The sequence below is a fragment of the Methylobacterium sp. E-045 genome, from assembly GCF_022829685.1.
Taxonomy (GTDB): Bacteria; Pseudomonadota; Alphaproteobacteria; order Rhizobiales; family Beijerinckiaceae; genus Methylobacterium.
Genome location: NZ_JAKSYE010000107.1, coordinates 15,502 through 42,272, shown reverse-complemented (window position 1 = coordinate 42,272; position 26,771 = coordinate 15,502). Strand labels below are relative to the sequence as shown.

General features: G+C 62.2%; 25 protein-coding genes and 1 pseudogene. 24 read left to right on the top strand and 2 right to left on the bottom strand.

The window, feature by feature from the left end; genetic code table 11:
• The 13 genes and pseudogenes from MKK51_RS20510 to MKK51_RS20455 all read left to right on the top strand — a co-directional run.
• A pseudogene (locus tag MKK51_RS20510) lies at nt 1-217 on the top strand (porin); the annotation flags it as partial.
• Between the two features lie 46 nt (nt 218-263).
• Nucleotides 264-1,532, top strand: a complete 1,269-nt coding sequence (locus MKK51_RS20505; RefSeq protein ID WP_243980332.1) for an SfnB family sulfur acquisition oxidoreductase — start codon at nt 264-266, stop codon at nt 1,530-1,532.
• 46 nt (nt 1,533-1,578) lie between these two features.
• Nucleotides 1,579-2,988, top strand: coding sequence for an LLM class flavin-dependent oxidoreductase (locus tag MKK51_RS20500; protein WP_243980331.1), 1,410 nt, complete (start codon nt 1,579-1,581; stop codon nt 2,986-2,988).
• Between the two features lie 8 nt (nt 2,989-2,996).
• Entirely contained in the window at nt 2,997-3,767 is a 771-nt protein-coding gene (locus tag MKK51_RS20495; protein ID WP_243980330.1) for an ABC transporter ATP-binding protein, read from the top strand.
• 13 nt (nt 3,768-3,780) lie between these two features.
• On the top strand, nt 3,781-4,662 hold the full coding sequence (locus tag MKK51_RS20490) for a branched-chain amino acid ABC transporter permease (RefSeq protein ID WP_243980329.1): 882 nt from the start codon (nt 3,781-3,783) through the stop codon (nt 4,660-4,662).
• 4 nt (nt 4,663-4,666) lie between these two features.
• Nucleotides 4,667-5,728 carry a branched-chain amino acid ABC transporter permease gene (locus tag MKK51_RS20485; protein ID WP_243980327.1) on the top strand — a complete coding sequence of 354 codons (1,062 nt, stop codon included), beginning with the start codon at nt 4,667-4,669 and terminating at the stop codon, nt 5,726-5,728.
• A gap of 35 nt (nt 5,729-5,763) precedes the next feature.
• Nucleotides 5,764-7,113, top strand: a complete 1,350-nt coding sequence (locus MKK51_RS20480; protein WP_243980325.1) for an ABC transporter substrate-binding protein — start codon at nt 5,764-5,766, stop codon at nt 7,111-7,113.
• Between the two features lie 11 nt (nt 7,114-7,124).
• Nucleotides 7,125-7,892: an ABC transporter ATP-binding protein gene (locus MKK51_RS20475; protein WP_243980323.1), complete on the top strand. Its 768-nt coding sequence runs from the start codon at nt 7,125-7,127 to the stop codon at nt 7,890-7,892.
• A 30-nt stretch (nt 7,893-7,922) separates the two neighbouring features.
• Complete coding sequence (locus MKK51_RS20470) at nt 7,923-9,173, top strand: monooxygenase (RefSeq protein ID WP_243980320.1); 1,251 nt, start codon at nt 7,923-7,925, stop codon at nt 9,171-9,173.
• A 533-nt stretch (nt 9,174-9,706) separates the two neighbouring features.
• The gene (locus MKK51_RS20465; RefSeq protein WP_243980318.1) at nt 9,707-10,909 is read left to right on the top strand and encodes a tyrosine-type recombinase/integrase; all 1,203 of its coding nucleotides are present in this window, start codon (nt 9,707-9,709) and stop codon (nt 10,907-10,909) included.
• The gene (locus MKK51_RS20460) at nt 10,906-11,643 is read left to right on the top strand and encodes a hypothetical protein (protein ID WP_243980316.1); all 738 of its coding nucleotides are present in this window, start codon (nt 10,906-10,908) and stop codon (nt 11,641-11,643) included. The genes MKK51_RS20465 and MKK51_RS20460 overlap by 4 nt, the downstream gene beginning before the upstream one ends.
• 97 nt (nt 11,644-11,740) lie before the next feature.
• Entirely contained in the window at nt 11,741-11,983 is a 243-nt protein-coding gene (locus MKK51_RS27610) for a helix-turn-helix transcriptional regulator (RefSeq protein ID WP_409565735.1), read from the top strand.
• A gap of 246 nt (nt 11,984-12,229) precedes the next feature.
• Nucleotides 12,230-13,045 carry a hypothetical protein gene (locus tag MKK51_RS20455; RefSeq protein ID WP_243980315.1) on the top strand — a complete coding sequence of 272 codons (816 nt, stop codon included), beginning with the start codon at nt 12,230-12,232 and terminating at the stop codon, nt 13,043-13,045.
• Between the two features lie 197 nt (nt 13,046-13,242).
• On the opposite strand, the gene MKK51_RS20450 is transcribed toward MKK51_RS20455, so the two are convergent.
• On the bottom strand, nt 13,243-13,830 hold the full coding sequence (locus tag MKK51_RS20450) for a hypothetical protein (RefSeq protein ID WP_243980313.1): 588 nt from the start codon (nt 13,828-13,830) through the stop codon (nt 13,243-13,245).
• Nucleotides 13,831-14,203: 373 nt separating this feature from the next.
• On the opposite strand from MKK51_RS20450, the gene MKK51_RS20445 reads away from it, so the two are divergent.
• The 8 genes from MKK51_RS20445 to MKK51_RS20410 all read left to right on the top strand — a co-directional run bounded on the left by MKK51_RS20445 (nt 14,204) and on the right by MKK51_RS20410 (nt 24,561).
• Nucleotides 14,204-15,238 (top strand): hypothetical protein, encoded by a 1,035-nt coding sequence (locus MKK51_RS20445; RefSeq protein WP_243980311.1) that lies wholly within the window; start codon nt 14,204-14,206, stop codon nt 15,236-15,238.
• A gap of 474 nt (nt 15,239-15,712) precedes the next feature.
• The gene (locus MKK51_RS20440; protein ID WP_243980309.1) at nt 15,713-16,051 is read left to right on the top strand and encodes a type II toxin-antitoxin system HigA family antitoxin; all 339 of its coding nucleotides are present in this window, start codon (nt 15,713-15,715) and stop codon (nt 16,049-16,051) included.
• Nucleotides 16,048-16,941, top strand: a complete 894-nt coding sequence (locus tag MKK51_RS20435) for a restriction endonuclease (protein ID WP_243980307.1) — start codon at nt 16,048-16,050, stop codon at nt 16,939-16,941. Before MKK51_RS20440 ends, MKK51_RS20435 begins: the two co-directional genes overlap by 4 nt.
• A gap of 130 nt (nt 16,942-17,071) precedes the next feature.
• Nucleotides 17,072-19,843 (top strand): class I SAM-dependent DNA methyltransferase, encoded by a 2,772-nt coding sequence (locus tag MKK51_RS20430; protein WP_243980305.1) that lies wholly within the window; start codon nt 17,072-17,074, stop codon nt 19,841-19,843.
• The gene (locus tag MKK51_RS20425; protein ID WP_243980303.1) at nt 19,840-21,990 is read left to right on the top strand and encodes a DEAD/DEAH box helicase; all 2,151 of its coding nucleotides are present in this window, start codon (nt 19,840-19,842) and stop codon (nt 21,988-21,990) included. The genes MKK51_RS20430 and MKK51_RS20425 overlap by 4 nt, the downstream gene beginning before the upstream one ends.
• Nucleotides 21,983-23,029 (top strand): GIY-YIG nuclease family protein, encoded by a 1,047-nt coding sequence (locus MKK51_RS20420; protein WP_243980301.1) that lies wholly within the window; start codon nt 21,983-21,985, stop codon nt 23,027-23,029. Before MKK51_RS20425 ends, MKK51_RS20420 begins: the two co-directional genes overlap by 8 nt.
• A 508-nt stretch (nt 23,030-23,537) precedes the next feature.
• Entirely contained in the window at nt 23,538-24,167 is a 630-nt protein-coding gene (locus tag MKK51_RS20415; protein WP_243980300.1) for a hypothetical protein, read from the top strand.
• A 10-nt stretch (nt 24,168-24,177) separates the two neighbouring features.
• On the top strand, nt 24,178-24,561 hold the full coding sequence (locus MKK51_RS20410; RefSeq protein ID WP_243980298.1) for a DUF3768 domain-containing protein: 384 nt from the start codon (nt 24,178-24,180) through the stop codon (nt 24,559-24,561).
• 35 nt (nt 24,562-24,596) lie between these two features.
• On the opposite strand, the gene MKK51_RS20405 is transcribed toward MKK51_RS20410, so the two are convergent.
• On the bottom strand, nt 24,597-24,869 hold the full coding sequence (locus MKK51_RS20405; protein ID WP_243980296.1) for a helix-turn-helix domain-containing protein: 273 nt from the start codon (nt 24,867-24,869) through the stop codon (nt 24,597-24,599).
• A 92-nt stretch (nt 24,870-24,961) separates the two neighbouring features.
• On the opposite strand from MKK51_RS20405, the gene MKK51_RS20400 reads away from it, so the two are divergent.
• The 3 genes from MKK51_RS20400 (at nt 24,962) to MKK51_RS20390 (ending at nt 26,756) form a co-directional block, all read left to right on the top strand.
• Entirely contained in the window at nt 24,962-25,765 is an 804-nt protein-coding gene (locus tag MKK51_RS20400; RefSeq protein ID WP_243980294.1) for a hypothetical protein, read from the top strand.
• A 62-nt stretch (nt 25,766-25,827) separates the two neighbouring features.
• Nucleotides 25,828-26,328: a DUF805 domain-containing protein gene (locus tag MKK51_RS20395; RefSeq protein ID WP_243980276.1), complete on the top strand. Its 501-nt coding sequence runs from the start codon at nt 25,828-25,830 to the stop codon at nt 26,326-26,328.
• A complete protein-coding gene (locus MKK51_RS20390; protein ID WP_243980274.1) occupies nt 26,325-26,756 on the top strand; it encodes a superinfection immunity protein in 432 nt (143 codons plus the stop codon). Before MKK51_RS20395 ends, MKK51_RS20390 begins: the two co-directional genes overlap by 4 nt.
• Nucleotides 26,757-26,771: the final 15 nt, after the last annotated feature.

The following is a 26,771-nucleotide window of genomic DNA, read 5'->3' as shown; positions in this document are numbered from 1 at the left end:
GACCGGCGCACCGTATTCCCGCGACAAGTTCGTCTTCGAGGCCAACGCACATCTGGCCGTCGGCAAGGGCATCTTCTTCGAGCCGGTCGTCCAGTACCTCGTCAACGGCAATTCCTACTGGAACCCCTACACGGCCAACCGTTCCAAGGACGGCTTCTACGTCGGCGCCACGCTGATCGTGCCGCTGGGAGCGATCGTCGGTCTGTCTCCGGGCTGACGCCCCCCTCATCGAGCAGCCACCACCATCCAGACGGAGGGCCATCATGGGTTCCCTGACCGAGACCAGCATCGACTACACCGTTCACCCCCGGGTCAATTCACAAGACCCGATCCCGCCTCGTCCGCGGCCGGACAGGCATGCGGACGTGATCCGGACGGATGAGGACGCCATTGCCACAGCAACGCGGCTCGCGGCGGACTTCGCCGTGGGCGCCGCGCTGAGGGACCGGGAAGGCCTCCTGCCCCTGCCGGAACTCGACGCTTATTCCCAGAGCGGCCTCTGGGCGCTCAACGTGCCGAAAGCCTATGGCGGCCCCGGGCTCTCCTACGCGACGCTCGCCAAGGTGATCGCGATCATCGCGGCGGCCGACAGCTCTCTGGCGCAGATCACCCAGAACCATCTGGCGATAAACGCGCATATCGACATCGACGGGACCGATGCCCAGAAAGCCGAATTCTTCGGTTGGGTCCTGGCGGGACTGCGCTTCGGCAACGCCTTCTCCGAACTCAACAGCAAGACGGTGGCGGCGTTCGAGACGACCATCCGCTACGAGGGCGACGAGGCGGTCATCAACGGCCAGAAATTCTACAGCACCGGCGCGCTTCTCGCCCACATCATCCCCATCGTCGCCGTCGACCCGGATGGCCAGGGCTTCCTGTCCTTCGCCGAGCGCGATGCGCCGGGGCTGACGATCAGCAACGACTGGTCGAGCTTCGGGCAGCGCACCACGGCATCGGGAAGCGTCACCCTCGACAACGTCCGCCTCCCGCGCGGGCGCCTCCTGCCGGTCAAGGCGTTCGACCGCCCCACCGTCGCCGGACCGGTCTCGCAGATCATCCAGTCGGCGATCGATGCCGGCATCGCCAGGGGCGCCATCGAGGATACCATCGCGTTCGTGCGGACGAAGAGCCGGCCCTGGGTCGATAGCGGCCAGGACAAGGCGGCCGACGACGTGTTCACCATCGCGGCCATCGGCGACCTCTCCATCCGCCTGCACGCCGCGGAAGCCCTGCTCGAGATCGCCGGCAAGGCCATCGACCGCGCCCATGCCGACCCGACCGAAGCCAATGTCGGCGAAGCCACCGTGCGGACCGCCGAATCCAAGGTGCTGACCACCGACATCGCGATCCTGGCGACGAACAAGCTGTTCGAACTGGCCGGAACGCGCTCGACCCTGGCCCAGCACGGCCTCGACCGCCACTGGCGCAACGCCCGCGCCCACACGCTGCACGACCCTGTCCGTTGGAAGCTGTTCCACGTGGGCAACCACTACCTCAACGGCATTCACCCGCCGCGCCATCCCTGGAGCTGACGCGACCGCGCTCACGAGCCGACCGACCGCCTCAACGGACTTGTCCATGACCCGCCAGATCCGCTTCAACGCCTTCGACATGAATTGTGTCGGCCACCAGTCGCCGGGCCTCTGGGCGCATCCCCGCGACCGGTCCTGGCAGTACAAGGACCTCGAATACTGGACCGACCTCGCCAAGACCCTGGAGCGGGGCATCTTCGACGGGATCTTCATCGCCGACGTCGTGGGCTATTACGACGTCTACAAGGGGTCGAACTGGCACGCGCTGCATCAGGCGGCGCAGATCCCGGTGAACGACCCGATCCAGCTCGCGGCGCCGATCGCGCTCGCCACCGAGCATCTCGGCATCGGCATCACGGCCTCGACCTCGTTCGAGCACCCCTACACCTTCGCCCGCCGCCTCTCGACAGCCGACCACCACACCAAGGGCCGGGTCGGCTGGAACATCGTCACCTCCTATCTGGAGAGCGGCGCGAAGAATATCGGCGAAGGCGGGCTCAAGCGGCACGACAACCGCTACGAGGTCGCGGCCGAATATGTCGAGGTTCTCTACAAGCTGTTCGAGGGCAGCTGGGAGGACGACGCCGTCCTGCGCGACCGCGACAGGCGCGTCTTCACCGACCCGGCCAAAGTCCATGAGATCGCGCATCAGGGCCGTCACTTCACCGTGCCGGGCTATCATCTCTGCGAACCCTCGCCCCAGCGCACGCCCGTGCTCTATCAGGCCGGCGCGTCCGGCCCCGGCAAGGCTTTCGCCGCGGGACATGCCGAATGCGTGTTCGTGGCGTCCCCGATCAAGGCGACCCTCAAGGCCTATGTGGCCGAGGTTCGCGCCAAGGCGGCGGCCTCGGGCCGCGATCCGCGCGACGTCCTCGTCTACAACCTCACCACCGTGATCGTGGCCGAGACCGACGAGAAGGCGCGAGCGAAGTTCGAAGAATACCAGCGCTATACCTCCTATGACGGGGCCCTGGTCTTCATGTCCGGCTGGAGCGGGATCGATTTCGGGCAATACGCGCCCACCGACCTGATCCGAAAGGTGGAGACCAACGCCATCGTCTCGATGGTGGAGAATTTTACCGGCTCGGAGAAGCCCTGGTCCATCGAGGAACTGGCCCGCTGGGGCGGGATCGGCGGTCTGGGGCCGGTCTTCGTCGGCTCTCCCTCGACGGTGGCCGACATCCTCCAGGAATGGGCGGAGGAGACCGACGTCGATGGTTTCAACCTCGCCTATGCGGTCACGCCGGAGACGTTCGAGGACGCGGTGAACCTCCTCGTGCCCGAGCTCCAGAAGCGTGGCGCCTATCCGAAAGCCTATCGTCCCGGGACACTGCGCGAGAAACTGTTCGGGCGCGGGCCGCTCCTGCCCGAGACCCACCCGGCCCATGCCTATCGCGACATCGAGGCGGTGAAGGCACGCGAGGCCGCCCTGCGACCGGCCGCGGCGGCCGAGTGAGACCGGCCATGCCCGATCCGATCCTCGAACTCACCGATGTCTCCCTGGCCTTCAAGGGCATCAAGGCGATCAACGCCCTGAGCTTCACGGTGGAGCGCGGCGAGATCTGCGCCCTCATCGGGCCGAACGGAGCCGGCAAGAGTTCGCTGCTGAACATCCTCAACGGCGTCTACCGGGCGGATTCCGGTGAGGTCGTGTTCGAGGGCGAGCGGTTCGCCCGTATTCGCCCCCTGCAGGCGGCGCGACGCGGCATCGGACGCACCTTCCAGCACGCGGCCCTGTTCGGGAAACTCAGCGTCCTCGACAACGTGCTTGCGGGTCTGACGCGCCACAGCCGCACCACCCTGGCCGAGCACGCCTTCGGGGTGTTCCGCGACCGCGCCGAGACGGCCGAGTTCCGGGACCGCGCCGAGGCGATCCTGGCCTTTCTCGATCTGTCGGCCCACCGCGACGCCATCGTCGCCACCCTGTCCTACGGGGTCCAGAAGCGCGTCGACCTGGCCCGTGCCCTCGTCGGCCGGCCGACGCTCCTCCTCCTCGACGAGCCGATGGCGGGCATGAACCAGGACGAGAAGCGCGCCATGAGCGGCTTCATCGCGCAGGCGAGGGCCGAGTTCGGCACCACCATCGTCCTGATCGAGCACGATATCGGGGTGATCATGGACCTCTCGGACCACGTCGTCGTGCTGGATTATGGCCGCAAGGTCGGGGACGGCACGCCAGCGGCCATCCGCACCGACCCGGCCGTCATCGCCGCCTATCTCGGCACGCCCCATTGAGGCCTTCCCAGCCATGAGCTTCTTCCTCGAGACCCTGGCCGGCGGCCTGCTGGCGGGGGTGATGTACGCCCTCGTCGCGATCGGCTTCGTGCTGGTCTACAAGGCGTCGGGCGTGTTCAACTTCGCGCAAGGGGCGATGGTGCTCTGCGCCGCGCTCACCTTCGTCACCCTGCGGGAGAGGGGGATCGATCTCTGGCTCTCCGGCCTCATCACCCTCGCGATCCTGGTGGCGCTGGCGGTTGCGGTGGAGCGGGTCGTGCTTCGCCCCCTGGCCAACCGGCCTCAGATCACCCTGTTCATGGCCACCCTCGGCCTCTCCTACGTCATCGAGGGGACCTCGCAGCTCCTGATGGGAGCGAGCGTGCATGAGCTCGATCTCGGCATTCCCGACACGCCGATCGAACTCGGGCCGATCCAGCTCAGCCAGTTCGATCTGGCCGCCGCAGCCACCGCCGGCGCCCTAGTCATCGCCCTGTCGCTGTTCTTCGACCGCACGCGGATCGGCCTGTCCCTGCGCGCCGTCGCCGACGATCCGGGCGCGGCCCTCTCCATCGGCATCCGCCTGCAGACCCTCTGGGCCGTAGTCTGGGCGGTGGCGGGCTTCGTCGCCCTCGTGGCGGGCCTGCTCTGGGGCGCGCGCCAGGGCGTCCAGTTCTCCCTCACCTTCGTCGTCCTGAAGGCGCTGCCCGTCCTCATCATCGGCGGCTTCACCTCCATCGCCGGCGCCGTGGTCGGCGGTCTCATCGTGGGCGCGAGCGACAGCCTCGCCGAGATCTATCTCGGCCCGCTCCTGGGTGGGAGCGTCTCCACCTGGTTCGCCTACGTGCTCGCCGTCGCCTTCCTGCTCGCCCGGCCCGCCGGCCTGTTCGGCGAGCGCGCCATCGAGAGGGTCTGAGCGCATGCCCCCCGTCGCCTCCGTCTCGGCCTTGCCGGGCGCTCACCCCGTCCGCCGCGCTCTCGTCCCGACCCTGTCGGCCCGCGCCACGATGCTGGCGATCCTCGTGACGACCGCCTTCGCCGTGCCGGCCGTGGCCAGCGACTACTGGCTCAACGCGATCCTGATCCCGTTCCTGATCATGGCGCTCGCCGGCCTCGGCCTCAACCTGACCATGGGCTACGCGGGCCAGGCCTCGCTGGGCACCGGCGCCTTCATGGCGGCGGGGGCCTACGCCACCTACAACCTGCTGCTGCGGGTCCCCGAACTGCCGCTGCCGGCGAGCCTCGTCCTCGGCGGCCTCGTCGCCGGACTGGTCGGGCTCGTCGTCGGCCTGCCGTCCTTGCGCATCAAGGGCTTCTACCTCGTGGCGACGACGCTGGCCGCGCAGTTCCTGATCGAGTGGGTGCTGAACCAGTATCCGTGGTTCTCCAACTATGCCTCGTCGAGCACGATCTCGGCACCGCGCCTCGCCTTGGCCGGCTACGACCTGTCGCGACCGGGCGGGCGCTACCTCCTCACCCTTGGCACCGTCATCCTCGTGACGGCCGTGGCGTGGCGGCTGGTGCGCAGCCAGACCGGCCGCAGCTGGATGGCCGTGCGCGACATGGACACCGCGGCGGCGGTGATCGGCATCCCGGTGGCGCAGGCCAAGCTCAAGGCCTTCTTCGTGGGAGCCACCGTCTGCGGCATCGCCGGCGCGCTCTGGGCCTTCGCCTATCTCGGCACGGTGGATGCGCGCAGCTTCGATCTCGACCGCTCGTTCCAGGTGATGTTCGTCATCATCATCGGCGGGATGGGCAGCCTCGCCGGCTCGTTCATCGGCGCGGCCTTCATCGTCCTGCTGCCGATCCTCCTCAGCCACGTGGCGGGAATCGTGTTCGGCGGCGCCATCGATGGCGGCCAATTGCAGAACCTCCAGCACATCCTCTTCGGCGGCCTGATCGTCTGGCTGCTGATCCACGAGCCCGACGGCCTGTCGGCCCTCGCCAGCCGCCTTTGGCACCGCCTCGCCGCACGCACCTGATCCCTCTCCGCCCCCTACGCTCCCGGAGTTTCCCGATGACGATCCTCACCCGTGCGATCCGCGCCGCCGCGGTCACGGCCTCCTTCGCCCTGGCGGCACCCGCTTCGGCCGGGGATGCGAAGGAGCAATACTTCCCGCTCGCGACCTTCCGGGTCGGCGCCTACGCTTCCTCCGGCATCCCCTCCTGGGCGGGGGTGATCGACTACCTGCGCTACATCAACGAGGTGGAGGGCGGCATCAACGGCGTGAAGCTGTTCTGGGACGAGTGCGAGACCGAATGGGCGGTGGAGAAGGGAGTCGAGTGCTACGAGCGGGTGAAGGGCGGCAAGAACGGGTCGCCGGTGGCGGTCTTCCTGCCGCATGGCGACCCGGTCTCGAAGGCGCTCACCGAGAAGTCGGTGGCCGACAGGATCCCGCTGATCACCACCGGCTACGGCCGCACCGAGGCCATCGACGGACGGGTCTTCCCCTATAGCTTCACGGTGCTCTTCAGTTTCTGGAGCGAGGCCTCCTCGGTGGTGAACTACATCGCCGAGCAGGTGGGCGGTAAGGACAAGCTCAAGGGCGTCAAGATCGCAACGATCTATCACGACAGTCCCTACGGCAAGGAAACCCAGACGCCCCTCGACATCCTCTCGAAGGAATACGGGTTCGAGAACATCCAGATCCCGGTGCCGCATCCCGGCAACGACCAGTCCGCGCAATGGGCGCGCGTCCGGCAGATCAAACCGGACTGGGTGTTCCTGCGGGGTTGGGGCGTGATGACGCCGGTGGCGATCAAGACGGCGGCCAAGACCGGCTTTCCCGTCAACCGGATCATCGGCGGCATCTGGTCGGGATCGGAGGAGGACGTCCGGCCCGCCGGCAGCGTCGGCAAGGGCTATCTGGCGATCACGCCGTTCCCGGCCGGCCAGGATTTCGAGATCCTCAAGAAGATCAAGGCGGAGATCGTCGACAAGAACCGCAGCGACCTGCGAGACCCAAAGAGCTTCGGCTCGGTCTACTACAATTCGGGAATCATCGAGACGATCATCGCCGTCGAGGCGATCCGGACGGCGCAAGGCCGCTTCGGCAACCGGCCCATCACCGGCGAGGAGGCGCAATGGGGCCTCGAACACCTCGTCCTCGACGAGGCTCGCCTGAAGCAGATCGGCGCCGAGGGCCTGGTCCAACCCCTCACGCTCTCGATCAAGGATCACGAGGGTGGCGGCGCCGGCAAGGTGCTGCAATGGGACGGCGCCAAATGGGCCATCGTCAGCAACGGCTGGGTGAAGTCCGACCGCGAACTGCTGCTGCCGCTGATCTACGAGCGCGCTGCGGCCTACGCCAAGGAGAAGGGCATCGTCCCCCGCACGGCCGAATCCGCCGAAGCCAGCGCGCGCTGAGAGGAGCGGCCATGACGCGAAGCCACGATTTCCTCGCCGTCGACTCCATCGAGGCGTCCTATGGGCAGGCGGGGCCCGTCCTGCGCGGCGTCTCGCTCACCGTCGCAGAGGGCTCCATCGTGGCGCTGCTGGGCTCGAACGGCGCAGGTAAGTCCACGACGCTGCGGGCGATCTCGAACCTGCTCGGACCGCAGCGTGGCGCCCTGCGGGGTGGCAGCATCCGCTGGAGGGGCGAGTCGACGGCCGCCCTCGATCCGGCCGATCTGGTGCATCGGGGCATCGTGCAGGTGCTCGAGGGACGCCACGTCTTCGGGCAGCTCACCGTCGAGGAGAATCTCAGGACGGGTGGCTTCCTGCGCCGCCCGAGCCGGCGACAGCTCGCGGACGACCTCGAGCGGGTCTACGGGTGGTTCCCACGTCTGCGCGACCGGCGCTCGGCCAAGGCCGGACTCACCTCCGGCGGCGAGCAGCAGATGGTGGCGATCGGCCGGGCGCTGATGACCCGCCCGACCCTCGTCCTCCTCGACGAGCCGTCGATGGGGCTCGCGCCGATCATCGTCGGAGAGATCTTCGAGATCATCCGTCGTCTCAACCGCGAGGAGGGCATGAGCTTCCTTCTCGCCGAGCAGAGCGCCAACCTTGTCCTGGCCTATGCCGACCGTGCCTACGTGCTGGAGAGCGGTCGTGTCGTCGAAGCCGGACTGGCTGCGGACCTCGCCACGAGCGGCCGCCTCGGCGAGATCTACCTCGGGGGTGCGGCGACGGCGACGCGGCACTGACCACGTTCCATTCTCGATCAAGGACCAGCGATGAGCGAGCCGAACACGACCGCATGGGCCGCCTGGGGGACAGTCCCCGGCTCCCGCTATGACGCCCTGGCGGCACGCTTCCGGCCGATCTTTGCCCGGATTCGCGACGGCGCCATCGCGCGCGAGCGGGAACGCCGCTTGCCCTACGAGGCGCTGAGCTGGCTGCGCGAGGCCCGGTTCGGAGCCCTTCGGGTACCGGAGGCGGAAGGCGGCTTCGGCGCCAGCCTGCCGGAGCTGTTCGGCCTCCTTGCCGAACTGGCCCAGGCGGATTCGAACCTGCCGCAGGCGCTGCGCAACCATTTCGGTTTCGCGGAGGATACCGTCGGCAGCCCGCACGGGCCGCGCCGCAGCCACTGGCTCGAACGCCTCGCCGCCGGCGACCTGTTCGGGGGCGCATGGTCCGAGACAGGGGCGGCGACGGTCGGCAGCTTCGACACCCGCATCCACCGCAGCGGCACGGGCTGGGGGCTCACGGGGCGGAAATACTACACCACGGGCTCGCTCTACGCGGATTGGATCGACGTCGTCGGCACGGGCGAGGCGGGGGAGGAAACCTCCGTGGTGGTGGCGGCCAGGGGGCCGGGCGTCGAGGTGATCGACGATTGGGACGGCTTCGGACAGCGGCTCACGGCAAGCGGCACGGCCCTGTTCGAGGATGCGCCTGCGGTCGGCGAGCCGCTGGCCACGGACATCCGTTTTCCCTACGGACCGGCCTTCTTCCAGGCGGTACATCTCGCGACACTAAGCGGCATCGCCCGGGCGGCCGCGGACGAGGTGGCGCGGGCCGTGCGTGAGCGCAACCGGACGTATTCCCATGCGGCGGGCGCCCGCCCCAGCGCCGACCCGCAGGTGCTGCAAGTGGTGGGCCGGGTCCACGGCCTCGCCTATGCCGCAGGCGCGATCACGGGTCAGGCGGCAGAAGCCGTCCAGCGCGCCTACGAAGCGCGGATCGCCGGCCTCGACGCGGCCGAGGCCCACGCGATCAACGTGGCGGCAGAGATCGAACTCGCGCAGGCTCAGAGCGTGGTGACCGGGCTCGTCCTCGACGCCACCACGATCCTGTTCGACGCCCTCGGCGCTTCGGCGACCCGCAGTGCCGGCGGCCTGGACCGGCATTGGCGCAACGCCCGCACGGTCTCGTCGCACAACCCCCGGCTCTTCAAGGACCGCATCGTCGGAGACTACGCCGTCAACGGTACCGAACCGCCATTCCAGTGGAAGATCGGACAAGGGCTACCGATCGGTTCATAACGCCATGCTCCATCCCCGAAATCATATTAGAAGCACACCTATATATGAGACTAGTAAATGGAGATGCCGGAGACGACAGTAATTTCTGATCATGGAACAGTAAATCCTGCAGCAGTGATGCCATCGGGGCGTGAGCAGCATGCCCGCTCCGAGCGGGCGGCAATTCCGCTCATGGCGACGGCCAAAGCACCGGGGAGGGGTTTATCCCGCTCCTGAGCCGATCCTCAGCGCTACAAATCTTATGAGGCGGGTATCCGACCCTCGGTGCGAACGACCGCCCACGTCCGCAGATGTCCGCCAACACCGTTAGGGCCGACAGCGGCGCGTCATAAAAACATCAACGATAGCAATAAATCATGCCCATCACTGGCGGAAGGGGTGGCTGCCCTGTTGATGTTCAATAACGACCGGTACCGTTCAATAACTCGTTTAGGATCAATATTTTAGACAAAATGCCGTGTGCGATACCATCCATTGCAATCCGCTTACAGCCCACATAAAGTGTGGGTGAAAATGTGGGCGGTATAAGTTCGATGGACACTGCAGGAAAGCGGAAAGGCCGACATCCTGAGCGGGCGCTGACCGCCGTGCAAGTTCGGGCAGTCAAGGCTCCCGGTCGGTATGCAGATGGCCACGGCCTTTACCTTGTTGTCGAGCCCTCGGGCTCGAAACGCTGGCTTCTGCGCATCGTCATCCAGGGCACCCGACGCGACATCGGATTGGGCGGAGCAAGCCTCGTTACGTTGGCCGAAGCCCGGGAAAAGGCGTTTGCCTACCGTAAGCTTGCCCGCGATGGTGGCGATCCGCTCGCCGAACGGCGCAAGCCTGTTGAGACGATGCCAACCTTTGCCGATGCAGTTGCGCAGGTCTTTGAAGACAACAAGCCCTCGTGGAACAACGCGAAGCACGCTGCTCAGTGGAAGACCACCCTCGAAACCTACGCTAACCCCTTTTTCGGCAGTCGGCGGGTCGATCAGGTTGAAACACCCGATGTGCTTCGCGCCCTATCGCCGATCTGGCTGACAAAGCCCGAGACGGCCCGGCGCGTACGCCAGCGCATTGGCACCGTGCTCGATTGGGCCAAGGCTGCCGGCTATCGCAGCGGCGACAATCCGATTGACGGCGTGAGCCGGGGGCTTCCGAAACAAGGCGTACGTGAAGAGCATCACGCGGCGTTGCCCTACGCTGAGGTCCCGGCTTTCGTCGCGCGCCTGCGAGGCTTGAGTGAACAGGGAGAAATCGCACGTCTGGCATTTGAGTTTTTGATTTTGACGGCAGCCCGAACCAGCGAAGTGCTCGGAGCTGCGTGGCTCGAGATCAACCACGGCGAAGCGCTATGGACGGTGCCGGCAACTCGCATGAAAGCGGGGCGCGAACACCGGGTTCCCCTTAGCTGCCGAGCGGTTGCGGTGCTGGCACAGGCGAAAGCCCTAAACAGCGGCAGTGCCCTTATCTTCCCTGGGCGGTCCGGTGTGAAGCCGTTGTCGAACATGGTTTTCCTTATGGCCCTGCGCCGAATGGCAGTGCCGATTACAGCCCACGGGTTCAGATCGTCATTTCGCGACTGGGCAGCAGAGGTAACAAACCTGCCGCGCGAGGTCGCGGAAATGGCGCTGGCACATGCCGTGGAGAACCGGGTGGAGGCGGCCTACCGACGTGGCGATCTGCTGGCCAAACGACGCGAGATGATGGAAGCGTGGGCTGAATATTGCGTGCAAGGGCTGGTCAATCAGTGAAAAAAATAACGCTAAATACCCGTTTCATTACCTCCGACTTTGATGAAAGCAGTGGGACGAGACAGCTGTTTGATCACGATGCACGGCTAGGAGCGTTTCGGGCGTATCGTCAGGCACTTCGTTACGTTCGTCATCATGGCTTCAAAAAGGGCAGTGTTAGGTGGCAAGACGCGCGGGGAAAGCTCCGCGCCGCGCTACCAATAATCGCCAAGAATTACTGGCATGATTTTGATTACGATGACCGGAAAACTTCAGCAAAAGTAAAATCTGAAGCAACAAAACTGATAAATCCTCTAAGAATAACAATGGCAGCGCTGGAGGAGAGGCCACCCTTCGTTCGTACTGCTCTTGCTTCAGAAGCAGTAAATTTTTCCAATCAAACGTCAATAAATCAACAGGACCTTTACACAGCCGCTCTGGTTGCTAATCATGCCTTGTTGCAAGCATGTAAAATATTCGATAGTCGGGACCATCGGAAGGGTGGGAAAGCAATCCGCTTTCGGAAGGCTTGCAACGATCTCGTCGAGTTATGGGAGGTCACTTTCGACAAAAAATTTCCTCGTAACTATAAGACAGGCAATGCAAATAGTTCTGAGAAAGCCCGGGGTATAAAGCGTGTATTTATAAGCCCAGGCGCGGTGTTCGTATATCAGTTGCTATACGAAATCGGGAACCGATGGGTGACTGTCTCGCAAATCGAGGATGCCCTCAAAACGCTTGATAGGGAAAGATAGCACCCCACCGCACTGCCAATTTTCCACCCCAAATTTGCTCGCCTAGTCGTAAAGTGGGTGATTAATAGAAACCTCTTGCAACACCCCGAGAGGTCCGATGAGTCACCATCCTGATGTCCCCCAAACAGGTTTCGTCACGCCGCTTTGGGTCAAGCGGCGATACTCTATCAGCAACTCAACCATGTACGCCTGGATCTCACGAAACTATCTTCCGCGGCCTTGTCGCATCGGGCCTCGTGCAGTGCGTTTCCGTGTCCAAGACATCAGGGAATTTGAGGCGCGGCTCTCTATGCATCACGAGGGTTCCTTGAATGCGCTGCAATCTTCGCGGTTTGTTTAACCTGGGCGCTCAGTGTCATAAGTACTAACGGCCGAAGCATCAACAGCATGCGCCAATCTCGATTAAGCTAGGCGATAAGCCTTAGCAACGCATCACTAAAGCACCACCACTGCCGGCGGCACTATCGCGTTTCGTCGAGCAACTCTCGACGAGTCATTGCCGCCGGCTGCCCTCAACACATCAGCATTTAACCCGGGTATTTTTCAACTTTCTTGGAAATAGCCCCCCCTGATAAAGGATATTACAATGAGCAAGTATGATAAGTTTGCAACGCACCTTGACGAATTCCTCGACTTGGCCAAAGAAAATCCCAGCGAGGCGCTTTTCCAGTGCAAAGCACAATATGACTCCAGCCAAGAGGCAAAGTATCAACTTCTCGGACGCCTGATGGAGTTTGTGCTGTTGATGGAGGAAAACGAGACCCCTCTCCATGAATTTCTAGAGGCCCCTTTCTGGGCTGAACACCGCCTGAGGCCCACTGCGGAGAAACTCACCTTGTGTGTTTGTATGTTCATACAGGGGGTGGAGAAACATAAAGGCTCAGCTTACGAAAAGGCTAGGCAGTGGGCCAAGGCTTTAGACTATCTTATCGAAGAGAAGCTGGAAGCCGGTGACGTAGTCGATTTTATGCTTGAGAAAGGGGGTATCAAAGGCATTAACGCCTTAGCTGTGGGGAGGTCAGCGAGCCCCGACAACACATCAACTCCAACGCCGGCTGGTGCTGCGCCAGCCGCCAAGGCCAAAGGTTTAGCCGCTTCCTCCGACGATGACGCAGTCGCTTTTGACGACCATTCAGGTGACGATGATAGTCAATCACAAGCGCCTCGTAAGGCGCGTGGCCCATCAGATGCCGGTTCAGCCCACCCCGGCGGCGGTTCCAATATACCCACCAAGCGCGAGAGAAAGTTCGATCCTGATAAGGACATCAGCATGGATGCAGGTGACTTCAAGGACGAGTTTTTTAACCCAAATTACGGGTCAAGGCTGTTGGTCGAGATTGAGCGCGATATAACCGACCTTAAATGGGTTAAATTCAAAGTGGTCAGCCTTACGACAGTTTAGACTAAGCAGCAATTCTAAACGCTATACTGACCAGCGCTTCATCACTGGTCAGTACCTCTTATCAGATATTTTTATGCATGCCATGGTGGTCGCTGCTCACAAAAAGCCCCGTGTCACCCCCGAACTTGGCGTCGTAAAAAAATCATTCCATGCAGAATCACCCTAGGGCTCAACCACGCTGAAGCAAGTTTGCCTCCCTAATCGCTCATTTCAGTGTAACTACGCGGAAGAATGAGGGTGCTGTCATGATTCACACGCCCATGGTAAAGCGACTTCAGTCCGTATCCGACTACGGATCTCAAATGGTGAATGACCGGGGCGACGTCGATACGTAACAATGGGTAGCCACTGCGAATGTAAAGCTGTTTATGCTGCTCAAAATGAATACCCAGTGGTTCTTTAAATCGCGACCATGGCGGGTGTAACGCTATGGCGTGAGTATGCCGCCCATCATTGACGACAATATCCCGCAAACTGGACTTTGACCGCTTTTTAATCGGGTAGTCGGGGCTGCACAGCCATACAGGTAGTCGGCCTATGGATGTCGGTGCGACTGGCTTGCGCACTACGCGGCTTACAAACGTCGCGTAAACGCGCTCAATTTCGCGTTCCATCCACTCGGCCACCATTCCCGGTGAACCAGGCATGTGGTTGAACATGAATGTGAGTAAGTATGGGGTCCATCCTTCGGATACATGATTTTGTGCGATCTGAGCGTACCCATCGATGATCCGTTGAACATGGGCAGTTCTTGGGGTTTGCCATTGGTGTTTGTTGGTAGCCATGGGGTTATTTTACCATTGTTGAATGTGTAGTTGTTTGTCGTATGAGTTGTTAATTACGCATAGGTGTACATATACAGTCGCCCTTTTGGGCAGCTGCATTGGTTCGAGCTTTGGTAGAACCGCTTGTGCTGGCACATCCAGCATTTCGCCTGAGCTACGTTTTCAATTGGCATCGCGCCGGTATGAACATTTTTACCAGTGCGAGGCGCACCTATTATTTACGCAACGCTTTTAATCCTATCGTCGTCAGGAGAAGGCTGATCTCGATTGGTTGTTGACGCCAATGTGAATAATGAATGCTGTCTACATTTCTAGTAAGCAACATGCGGCGGCGATTGACCGTGCTTATTAGTGGCCTGCTACTGAGGTAGGCATGCCATCGTCACAAAACTCGCCAGCTGCAAACTTCGGGCGTGGTGATCCCTCCGCCCACCTACTGAAGGTGACTCGGCCCGCGCTGGTTCTCGCGCCTTCCACACTGCTCGAGGACATCGCCGGCCGCCTTGCCGAGGCCGGTGTGATCGATGCCGTCGCTCGTGGTGATACCGGGCCGGTGTACGATTGGCTTATGACCCTGGTGCCGCTGCAGGGCATCTCCGATGCAATCGCGTTCGGCTATGCAGAGAGGCATGGGAGGGCGACGTGGGCCACTGTGACGGCCGCGTTGAGCGCCTCGCCTTCGTGCCCCCGGCTTGCCAGCTACTGGTCTTTTGCGGACTGCGGCTATCGCAAAACTGCGGGCACATGCGCTGAAGCTCGCCGTCGCCCAGCTTGCCCGCTGCCGACCCTACCGCTGCGGAAGGGGGCGCTGAACCAAGCCGCTTACAGCCTCGCCTTGTTCATTCGGGATGTGTGTGGCGGTGACTTGATCGGCTGGCTCGACATGCGGCTCGCTGAGGCCGATCCCGGCATTGGCATGCGCAACCGAAGCCAAATGATGCGGGCGGCCGTTCTAGGCCCGCTCACATCGATTGTAGGCGTGTCGGACAAGCTGTGGTCCATGATGCTCGCGGAGCTGCTGCTTGTCGCCGACCCGAACCGTGAGCGCTGGGTCATTACGGGCGCCAGCATGATCGCCATCGACAGCCTCGTGCACAACTTCCTGCATCGCACCGGCACCCTTCAGCGATTCAACGCTGAGCACCCCTACGGCCCCAACTGCTACGCCGCTGGTGGGTGTGCCGATATCATTGAAGGTTTTGCTCAGCGTATCGATGCGCGCGAGTTCAACCCTGCCTTCCCGGCGATCTTCCCACGGTTCGTTCAGCATGCCATCTGGCTTTGGTGTGCCGAGTGGGGCCTGAACCTATGCAACGGTCGAAAGATCGACGACACCGGCCGTTGCCAACAGATCTATTGCCCAGCACACTTGGCTTGTGACCGAGTCAGCCTTCGTGCCGCATCGTAAGACGCGTAAGCGAGCTACGTGCACATCCCGTTATTGCCGACGCATTTGCTCGCAGGCAAGGATAACAAGTTGAGATAACGCCAAGCTCACCGCCGACGCGTGAGCTTGACTTTGATAGGCCGCGAGCGAACGGGCAGCCTCAAGAGAGTGTAGCCTATGAGTTGGAATTCCGGCCGTGGGGCCGCTTCCGACCCTTCTCGGGCGTTCGGAAGGTCTGCTTACAGGCAATCTGATTGGCTTTAAACGACCGATCCTAGCCGAAAGCAGAAGGACCGCTTTCGGTACGGCAAGGCTGTAAGCTCCCTTCAAATGCGCAGACCGAATGGCAGCAAATCGCACGCCTTGGTAAAGGTCGTGGGGACGCATGCCGATTGCGACCGCATCAATCCGGAGACCGTCTGATGGACATCCGCCCGATCCGCACTTAAGCCGATTACAAATGGGCCTTGGCTGAGGTGGAGCGCTATTTCGTCCATGCGGGAAGCCGATCGCTTCGACGTCTTTTCCTCGCTGATCGAGGCCTATGTAGCCAAGGCTTGGCCAATCGAGGCGCCGGATGCCGGGGACGCTGTGATGACGGTCATGGCCGATCGCAACATCTCGCGCGAAAAGCTCGCACCAGTGTTCGGCTCGAAATCACGCTTGTCGGAGTTCCTGAACCGCAAACGGGGATCGACCATGGCCGTCGCGAACCGGCTTCATGACGAACATCAGATCCCTGTTTCGATCCTGATCCGGCCCTATACCATGGTGCCGCGTGCAGCGTCCGGAAGGAAGCGGGAGAACGTCCGGGCCGGCGGAACCGGGGCATGATAGCCAACCAGCTCAAGAAGGACGATTTCTACCTTCCGATCATCCGGCTCCTCGACGTGCTCGGGGGGTCGGCTTCGATTGAGGAAATCGAGCAGAAGCTGATCGAGGAATTCGCATTCACGGACGAGGATCTGGCCGCCGCCCACGAGAAGAGCGGCACGCCGATCATTCCCAACAAAATCGCCTGGTCGAGGAGCTATCTAAAAGAGGCCGGACTGCTCGCCAACGAGCGCCGTGGCGTCTGGGTCCTGACGGAAGATGGGCGCAACGCTCTTGCTGGCGGCGAGGAAGCCATTCGCGAGGGAGTTGCGAACGCCATGCGCGAGTACCAGGCAAGGCGTAAGGCAACGGCCGAGGTGAGTGCTGCGGAAGAGGTGCCACCTGTAGAGGCGTTGTCCGAAGACGGCACCACGACGGAAGAAGTGACAGACTGGCGGGACCAGCTGTTGGCTGCGTTAAAGGCTATGGACCCTTCCGCCTTCGAACGGCTCTGCCAGCGGCTTCTGCGCGAGAGCGGCTTCGTGAAGGTCGAGGTCACGGGGAAATCGGGCGATGGCGGGATCGACGGGGTCGGTGTTCTTCGCATGAACCTGATCTCGTTCCAGGTCCTGTTCCAGTGCAAACGTTACGCGGACGCGGTCTCGTCTCCTGTGGTGCGCGATTTCCGGGGCGCCATGCAGGGGCGAGCCGACAAGGGCTTGATCATCACGACGGGCAGCTTCACGGCAGACGCACGGCGTGAGGCGACGCGTGATGGCGCGCCCGCCATCGATCTCGTGGACGGCGAACTCCTATGTCAGCTGCTGAAGGAACGGGGCCTTGGTGTCATCGTCCGGGAGGTTCGCACCGAGGAGGTGAGCGTGGACAGTCATTTCCTCTCATCCGTTTGATTTGGCCGTTTTCTGCGTTTGCGTTCCCGTCACAGCCCGGGGAATGCTGGTCGACAACACCATGGGCGGTCGTCGCAGGTGGATCTGGTAAGTCTATGGTTTGTCGTTTTCTAAAGCTCGATCGAGCGCCATGCTGACCCCAGGAGAGATCTACTCCAATCTGGACGACCTTGCCGCGGAGCCCCCGGCAGGGGGCGCGTTCGGCTTGGCGTTGATGGAAGCGGTGGGAGCCCCCCGCGCCACGATCACGAAACTGCGCGACGCTGCGAAGGGCGGTGCTTTCACTTGGACGAGGATGCTGCGCTTCGAGGCGAGCGAGCCGGGAACGGCCGACGCAGCGTTGGATCGAATGCGAGCCGAAGTCGAGGCTTCGCCGAAGGGGCGCCGTCCCCGCATACTGCTCGCCTATGACGGCGAACGGATCGCCGCCTACGACACGAGCCCGCGGTTCGACGAGGAGCCGCTGCGCGTCGGCCTCGACATGCTCTCGCTGGAGGGCGACGTGTTCTTTCCGCTCGGCGGGCACGAACGCTACGTTCCGAAGAAGGAGCGCCTGGCCGACGTGCGAGCTACGCGCTTCATCTCGCGCTTCCACGACGCGGTGCGTGACGCGAACCAGGCCTGGACGAGAGAAGCCGACCGGCATGCGCTCAACATCTTCATGGCGCGCGTCTTGTTCTGCCTGTTCTCGGACGATGTCGGCATTTTCGAAAAGGACGTGTTCGAGACCGCTGTTCGCCTGTCCAACGTGGACGGCAGCGACCTGTCCGCGTTTCTCCAGAGCGCCTTCGATTATATGAACACGCCGCCGGAGAGGCGATCGTCCGAGACCCGCCCCTGGTCCAGGCTGAAATATGTCAACGGCTCCCTGTTCGAGGAAGACGTGGCCATGCCGGCGCTCGACGGGCGCTGCCGCAAATTGCTCCTCGACTGCGCCGGGTTGAACTGGAAGCTCATCAATCCCGACATTTTTGGCTCCATGCTTCAGGCCGTCGTCGACGTGGAGAAGCGCGGCGAACTGGGGATGCACTACACCTCCCCCTCCAACATCATGAAGGTGCTGGAGCCGATTCTTCTCGACCCGCTCCATGCGGAGTTGGAGCGGGCGGGGGCGAACAAGGGGCGGCTGTACGCTTTCCTTCAGCGTCTTGGTCGCATCCGCGTGTTCGATCCCGCCTGCGGCTCAGGCAATTTTCTGATCCTCGCCTACAAGGAGATGCGGGCGCTGGAGATGGAGGCCATGCGCCGCCTGGCCGCGCCGCGCTTGTCTGGCATCGCGCTTGAGCAGTTCTTCGGGATCGAGATCGACGACTTCGCCTGCCAGGCGGCGCGGCTGGGCCTGTGGATCGCCAAATACCAGTGCGACCAGCAGCTGGAACTGGACCTCGGCCAGCGGACGGACTTCCTGCCGCTCCAGAAGGCTGGCGTGATCGAGCGAGGCAACGCGGCGGAGCGGAATTGGCTGGACATCTGCCCCGCCGAAAAGGGGGGGGAGACGGTCGTCGTTGGGAACCCGCAGTTCCGGGGTTCATCCTACTGGTCGCCCGATCAGAAAGCCGACATGGCCCGCGTGTTCAAGGGGCGTGTCAAGAACTGGGGCAATCTCGACTACGTGACTCTCTGGTTCGCCAAGGCGCGGGACTACGCGCTGGCGACGGATGCGCCCTTCGCCTTCGTGGCGACCAACTCCATCGTACAGGGCGTTCAGGTGCCGGAGCTTTGGCCGCACCTCATGGAAAGCCTTGAAATCCGCTTCGCTCACCGTTCGTTCAAGTGGTCGAACCTTGCCGTCCACAATGCGGGCGTGACCTGCGTGATCGTCGGCATGGGCCCAAAATCCGAGAAGACGGAGATCGCGCCCGATCGACGTCATGACCTGATCGACGACCTTATGTCGCTCGGCAGCGCGAGCCGATCAACGGTGCTGCCGCCCAAGCGCCTGTTCGACGGCGACACCGTGCGCGACGTGGAGGTGATCGGCCCCTACCTTGCACCTGGCACCACGGTCATCGTCGCCAAAACGAGCAAGCCGCTCGCACCGGACCTCGAACCTATGACACGCGGTAACCAACCCACCGACGGCGGCAATCTGATCCTCGATCGCAGCGAGCGGGACATGCTGCTTAATGCAAGTCCGGATGCCGCCCGCTTCATAAGGCGGCTCTACGGCTCTCAGGAGTTGATGAAGGGGATCGAGCGATATTGCCTTTGGGTGGATGATGACAAGGTCGAGGCAGCGAGAAGCATCCCCGAAATCGCACGACGCTTCGAGGCCGTCACGCGGGACCGCTCAGAAGAGAAGGCATCGGACATTTCGAAGGCGTTCGCGGATCGACCCCATCGCTTTCTGCAACGGCCCGGCGCCGCGACATCGCACACGATCATGGTGCCACGAGTTTCGTCGCTCAACCGCATCTGGCTTCCGGTGGATGTGATGGGCGCTGATGCGATTACCCAAGATCGACTATTTGGAATTTTCGATGGTGCTATCTGGCAGGCTGCCGTTTTGTCTTCGCGTCTACACCGGCTCTGGCTGGAAGCAGTTGGTGGGCGACTGAAAGAAGATCCATCATACGTGAACACGCTCGTCTGGAACACATTCCCGCTGCCTTCGCTCTCGGACCGCCGCAAGGCCGATCTGGAAGAGCACTGGTGGGCGATCGATCTGGCGCGGAAGGAAGCGGGGTTCGGCCAGTCCCTCGGCGAACTCTACGTCCCCGTCACCATGCCGCGCGCCCTTCGCCTTGCCCATGAAGAGCTGGACGCGACAATGGAGACGATCTTCGGTTCGCGCCGCTATCGCTCGGATGCCGATCGGATCGAACATATGCTGCAACTCTACGAGCGGATGGCTACCGGAGAACAGGAAACCGGCACGGCTAGGAAAAGGGCGAACGCATGAGCAAGGCGGGCGAGAACGGGCTCGGCTCCATCACCCTCAACTACGACGGAACGGGCGCGTCCAAGGCGACCGACAGTCTCGGAATGCGCGCCATGCAGGCCCGTGTTTGGGACAAGCGGGACGCGCAGCATCTCTTGGTGAAGTCGCCACCCGCCTCGGGCAAGTCGCGTGCGGCCATGTTCATCGGACTGGAAAAGCTGCGCGCCGGTGCCGTCGACCGCGTGGTGATCGCGGTGCCCGAGCGCTCCATTGGCGCCTCGTTCCGGGCCTCGGGCCTTGCGGCGGGCGGCTTCCACTCGGACTGGCTGCTCGATCTCGATCTTTGCACCGTCGGCTCGGAAACGGGCGGTAAGGCGGACGAACTCATCGCGTTCCTCCGGGGTGGGGGCGGTGGCCGGACGGCACTGTGCACCCACTCCACCTTGCGGGCCGCATATGCCAAGACGAACGACGTGGCCCTGTTCGATCGCGCGCTCGTCTGCGTGGACGAGTTGCATCACGCGTCTTCGGACGAGAACAGCCGCCTAGGCAATCTCCTGCGCGGGCTGATCGACCGTGCGGGGGAAACAGGGCACGACGCGGCGCATATCCTCGCCATGACCGGCTCCTACTTTCGCGGCGACGGCACGGCGGTGCTGCACCCGCAGGACGAGGCTCGCTTCGAGAAGGTGATCTACACCTATTACGAGCAGCTCAACGGCTACGAGTATCTCAAGACGCTGCGTATTAACTTCCGCTTCTACCAGGGCCGGTATCTCGACGCGATCGGCGACGCTCTCGATCCAAACCTGAAGACCATCGTGCACATTCCCCATGTTGGCTCGGCCGAGGGCAGTGGGGTGAACAAGATGTTCGCGGTGGACGCGATCGTGGACGCGATCGGCGACCGCCTGGGCAAGAACCCCAAGACGAGCGTCGACCGCGTGACCGGTTTCGTTCATCTCATGGTAGGTGATCGAACGCTCAGGATCGCCAACCTCGTGGACGACAGCGCCGATCGCGAGAAGGTGCTGGCCTCCTTGCGCACGGTGAAGGACCGCGACGGCGTCGACATCATCATTGCGCTCGGCATGGCCAAGGAAGGCTTCGACTGGATCTGGTGCGAGCACGTTCTCACAGTCGGCTACCGAGGCTCGCTCACCGAAGTCGTGCAGATCATCGGGAGAGCGACGCGCGACGCGCCGGGCAAGACGGAAGCGCAGTTCACCAATCTCGTCTCCGCACCCTTCGCCAAGGACGAAGCGGTGAGCCGCGCCGTCAACGATATGCTCAAGGCAATTTCGGTGTCGCTCCTGATGGAGCAGGTGATGGCGCCCGTGTTCAAGTTCCGCACCCACAAGGGCGCGGACGGGTTCGACGGCTCGCAAGGCGAAAAGTCTAAATCGGAACCCGTGACCAACGCCGGCGAGATCGAGATCGTCGGCATGCCAGAAATCGACGAGAAGGCCGTCGAGGCGATCGAGACCGACTTCAACGACCTGTTCGCCGATGTTCAGAACGACCCGCGTACGCTGACGGTGATGATCAATCCCGATGATCACCATACGGATGTGATGTACGATCTCGTCGTCACGGACGTCATCAAGCGGCGTTACCCTGGCTTCTCTGGAGAGCAGGTTCGGGACGCCGTCGGCCTGTTCGGCGTGCGTGCCGGGCTGGGCCGCGAGGTCGCCAAAGACCCGAGCATCATCCAGACGCCCAGCATGTCCGAAGAGGAGCAGTCTTTGTTCTCGGGGCCGGAAGAGGGCGGCGGCGAACGCACGGCAACCGGTCCGAACGCCGGCGATCGCTTCGTGCAGCAGGCGAGGCGGTTCATCAACGTGCAGGAGCTGCAGGTCGATCTCCTCGGCGGCCGCCGCGATTTCGACGACGCCTACGAGCTGTTGTCCAAGGAGCTTTCAGAGGAGTTGCTCGCCCGCCTTCATGGCGAGGTTCGCGCTTTAAAGGTCAGCATGACGCAGGAAGAGGCCGAAAAGCTCTATCTGCGCATCAAGGAATTCATCGAGCGCGAAAGCCGCGAGCCAAATCTGAACTCTCCGAATGGCCGGGAGGTGCGTTTGGCAGAGGCATTGGCATTCCTGCGCAAGCTCTCGCGAGAGAAACGCACTGCCATGGCGGGCGCCGACGAGGGACAGGTCGATGCCTGAAGCGATCGACTACTTCAACGACGATCTTCTCCTGACGCCGGACGAGAAGCCGAAAGCGGCACGGACGCCCTTGCTCGACCGCGCGGTCGAGGTGATCGAGCGCATCAACATTTTCGTCGAGGAGAACGGAACGGAACCGATCTCCGAACCGGGAAGGGGCGTTCGCGAACGCATGCTGGCGAATGAACTTTCCGGATTGCGAGCATCGAAAGCGGATCTCGAGGGTCTCGTATCCTACGACAGACACAGCCTCGTGTTCGAAAAAGGCAGCCTTGCGGACCCGCTCGACGATCCTTTGCTCTCGGACGGGCTCGGCATCTTCGAAGTGCGCGAAGAACTGAAGCCGATGGCACGTCCCGATTTCGTTGCCGACCGTCGCGCCTGTGCTGATTTCGAGCGTTTTGAGCCGCTGATGGAGCGGATACGCAAAGCGGTCGAGGAAGGAGCGCGCAAGCCCCAGGCATTCCGGCAGGAGCGCGTCGAACTGGGCGAATTCTTCGTTCTGAAAGGGCAGCTCGTCTACATCGCGGACCTTCGTGACGAGCATCGCCGCAACGGCAAGCCGGACGCGCGCTTGCGCGTGATCTTCGACAACGGCACGGAATCGAACCTCTTGATGTCGTCGCTCGTCCGGCGGCTTTACGAGGACAAGGATGCTCGCCGGATCGGGACGATGGACGTGGGTCCCTTGTTCGAGGGCGCTCGAACTGGCTTCGTCTACGTGCTGCGATCTCGCTCCGATAAACCAGAAGCGCGGGGTCTGCTGAAGGTTGGCACGACGTCGGGCACCGTCGAAGACCGCATCGCGCGTGCCGAGACGCAGTCGACGTTCCTCTTCGCGCCGGTGGAAATCCTAGAAACCTACGAGTTGAAAGGCCACTCGGCGAAAGAAGCCGAGCAGCGCATCCATCGCGCGCTTCGATCCTACCATGTCGCGCTGAGGGTCACCGGGCCGGACGGGCGGACCTTCAGTGCGACGGAATGGTTCAAAGCAACGCCGGGTCTTGTAGAAGAAGCCATTGATCTGGCGCTCAAATAAGGATGCATCGATTCATTTGGCCCAAACACTCAAGACCCATTCCCATTGACGACAATCGCAATCTTAACGTCAGCATTCTGGAAGTCGAACGTTCCGCCTGAACGTTCGTGATTCAGCGCACAACAGAAAGTCCGCTTTCGGACGGAGAGCCAACTACCACTCCCCACCCTTTGCAGACCATTGGTACGGGGCCGCGCTAATTTGCAACCACTGGGACGCGTCGAAGTCGGTCACCGCCGTCAATGAGATGGGGCGTCCGCTGTCTGAGCACAATCGCTGGCGGCTTTAGACGCCACTTTTAAGCATGCAGTTGACATGCTGAATTTATTCCTATATAACCGACGACAGTCGCTGTTTTTACGACGCATCAAATGCTAATGCCGACGCCTCAAACACCGCGCCTTACTACATTGGAAAAATGGCCGGTGGGCGTCGGCATTAACACCTCTTCATCGATCACTTAGCAAGGCGGCCTTCGGGCCGCCTTCTTCGTTTCAGGAGCCCTGTGATGACCACGCCAACAACTGCCAAAAGCGAAGCCGCCACCGAAACCAACGACGACGGGGCAACGGCTACCGCCAACCCTGCCGTCACGCCGGCCGTCATATTGTTCGGCACCGATGAGGGCGGCAAGCCACACGCCTCGACGTTCACCCACGCCGAGGTCGAACTCGCCGAGCGGGCGGCCGGGCTGATGGGCTTACGGGTACTGCACATCACAACCGATGAGCATCGTGCCGTTGCCGTTCAGCTGCCCGCAGGCCGGATCTTCGCTCAAAGCGGGCGTGGGTTCGTGCCGTTCGTCAAGAAGGCGCTGTACGAGCGCCTGTTGGCCCTAGCAGGCCCCGGCGAGGCGCCACCGAGCCCGATACAAGTCATAGCGAGCTCGCCGCCCTCAAGCGATGCCCCTACGCCTGCGAGTGATCCTGCGCGGCCTGCCGGTTGGGATACGGTCAAGGTCGGCAGCTTGGTACTGGCTTCAACCGGGCCTCAGGAGGGTTGGTTCGAATCGATAGTCGTCTACACCAAGGCCGACAGCCTCTTCGAGCTGCGGTGGCGCGATTGGCCCGAGGAAGCTCACTTCGTTCGGCATCGCGACGCGCTCGCGCTGCTCAGCCCGCTTGGCCCTGAGGCGTAGGGTCACCGGCATGACCATGATGTCCCCCGTCGCTGAACCCAGTGGACTGCCGAGTGAATCAGCGGCGGCCCATGCCACCGCTGCCATTCGCAACCTCAACGATGCGTTTCGCCGTACCTTCAGGGGCGGCGCAGTGCTGGAGACACCGGGCGTCGTCAACATGCGGGACGCCGACCGCATCGCCGTGCTGCTGGCCGTGCGGCGGTTCACGGGGTTCGAGCCCGGCAACGCCCCCTATGACGAACACGACTTCGGCGTTGTCGAGGTCGGCGGTCACCGGTGCTACTGGAAGATCGACACCTACGACCTCGCCATGCTGGGTCACTCGCCCGATGCAGCCGACCCTTCGATAACGGCCAGGGTACTCACGGTCATGCTTGCAGACGAGTACTGACGGTGAACGCGCCGACGGGAAGTTCCTCGAACTAGCTAGTCGGGCGAACTTTTTGGATGGCGGCCAGAACGGAGAGGCGAAGGCGCAGTCGCCCCTTCGACGGGTTCGGTGAGTAACACGGCCACTGGTACGTCTAGCACCATCGCGAGGGCTTCGAGCGTCGAGATGGTCACATTCTCCGAGCCGCGTTCAACCCGGCCGACATAAGACCGATCAATACCGGCCGCCAAAGCCAATCGTTCCTGGGACAGGCCTTTAGCCACCCGAAACTGCCGTAGGTTCCAGCCGATGATCGCGCGCGCATCCATGAACGCGCGACAAAGCCCTACAAGCGGCTTGACAATCGACGGACTGACAGTCCCCTATTATATCACAACCGCCAATGCCGAAGAGGTTCGCCATGCAACAATCGATAGCAGCTGCCAGCGTACTAATTCTAACAGTCATGATGTCTACGAGCGCGTTGGCTCAATCAAATAAAACGAATTATGTGCTTTCAGATTGCAACAGTTGGTTGGCTGAACCGACGATAAAAAACGCCTTAAGTCGAGTAACGGCGCGATTAGAAAATGGGCAACTCGAGGGGCGGAATCAAAAGGCAACTGAGGTGTTTCAGAACGTCAAAAATGCGCTCTCCAACGAAATCAAAACATGGGGAGGATACAGCAAGCAAATTGTCGATTTAGGAAGCGATCTGGGTCAGATGGAGCGTAGCGAATTAAAGCGATGTCTCCCAAGAGTGGACGCCGCCCTCGACAAGCTCGAAAAGACTATTTTAGCGCGCAATGAGCTGGAAGAAGAGGAGGGTAAACCAAAAGGCATGCTGCTCATCGCGTATGGGAATTATATTGGCGTAAGCAAGTGCTATTTGAGCCGGCAAGGCTATGCCATCCGTTATGTTCAAGATAGCGAATTTGATTTTGCAAAGAAAGCCATCAAAATAATTGAAGGCGAAATCATCAAACAGGATCCAAGCATCAATAAGGATCAAGTTTGGGCGGCTGCAAATGCCTATGAGTACCCAACCCCCGTCAACGAAATGGAACGCGTTGTTGCATATCACCGTGCATTCGGTGTTGCAGCGGTAGAGGGTCGAGAGTTCAATCAATACGGGAAAAATTACTGCGACGGGTTTTTTACAGCCCTCCGCGATCACCTTCGAATGCTGTCGCCAGCCGCAGCCGTTCCAAAGCGCGACTTCTGACTCGCGCCACCCAACTCGCCCCTGTTGAAGGCCAATTTATGCTTGATTCATATCTCCGCGCAATGCGCAACTATGCCAGCTTTAGGGGAAGAACCTCCCGGGGCGATTATTGGCGTTTTATCCTTGTGTACATCGGCATTGCCATGATCGCCCTCGTCGTTGACGCTGCGTTGGGCACAGGCAACAAGGATGGCGGTCTGTTCATCGGCCTGGTACACCTCGGCCACTTGATACCGCAGATCGCCGCTGGCGTTCGCCGCATGCACGACACCGACCATTCGGGTTGGTGGTTGTTGCTCAGCCCCGTCGCGCTGGTCTTCGCCTGCTTTGCCGGGACGCCGGGGCCGAACCGGTTTGGGTCGCCCCCGGCAGCCGGTGCCGTGCCGGCTTCAATTGGCGCTGCCCCCGCAGGCCCTGTGCCGGCTCACCCCATTGGGCAGCCGCAACGTGACGTCATCGCCGAGATCGAACGGCTGGCGAAGCTTCGCGCCGGCGGGAGCCTGTCGGAGGCCGAGTTCGAAGTGATGAAGGCGCAGGCCCTGTCGCAGGCGCGCGGCGCGTGAACGACGACACCGCCTGGATCGTCATCGCCCTCACAGTTTGCATCGCGATCTATGGCCTGCCGTCAATCATCGCCTTCCATCGGCGCCATCCCAACCGCTGGGTCATCCTCGCGGTCAACGGCCTGTTCGGCGGAACGCTCGTCGGGTGGGTCGTGGCGTTGGTCTGGGCGCTACACGCGGTGCATCGGCCTGATCAGACCGGCGCTTCGCAGGGCGGCGAGTCGGGGCTGAATCTGTTCGTCAATGACACCCGGCGGGTCGCCCTCGTGGCGGCCCCTTACGGGGATGGTGGCGGACACGCGCGGCCCGCCCTTTCGCCGGCCGATGCAGTGCGGGAGCTCGAGCGCCTCGCCGAGCTCCGCACCGCTGGCCACATCGACGAAGGCGAACACCGCGCCCTGAAAAGCGCGGTTCTTCGCGGACTGTAGCCCGCTCAGGGTCGG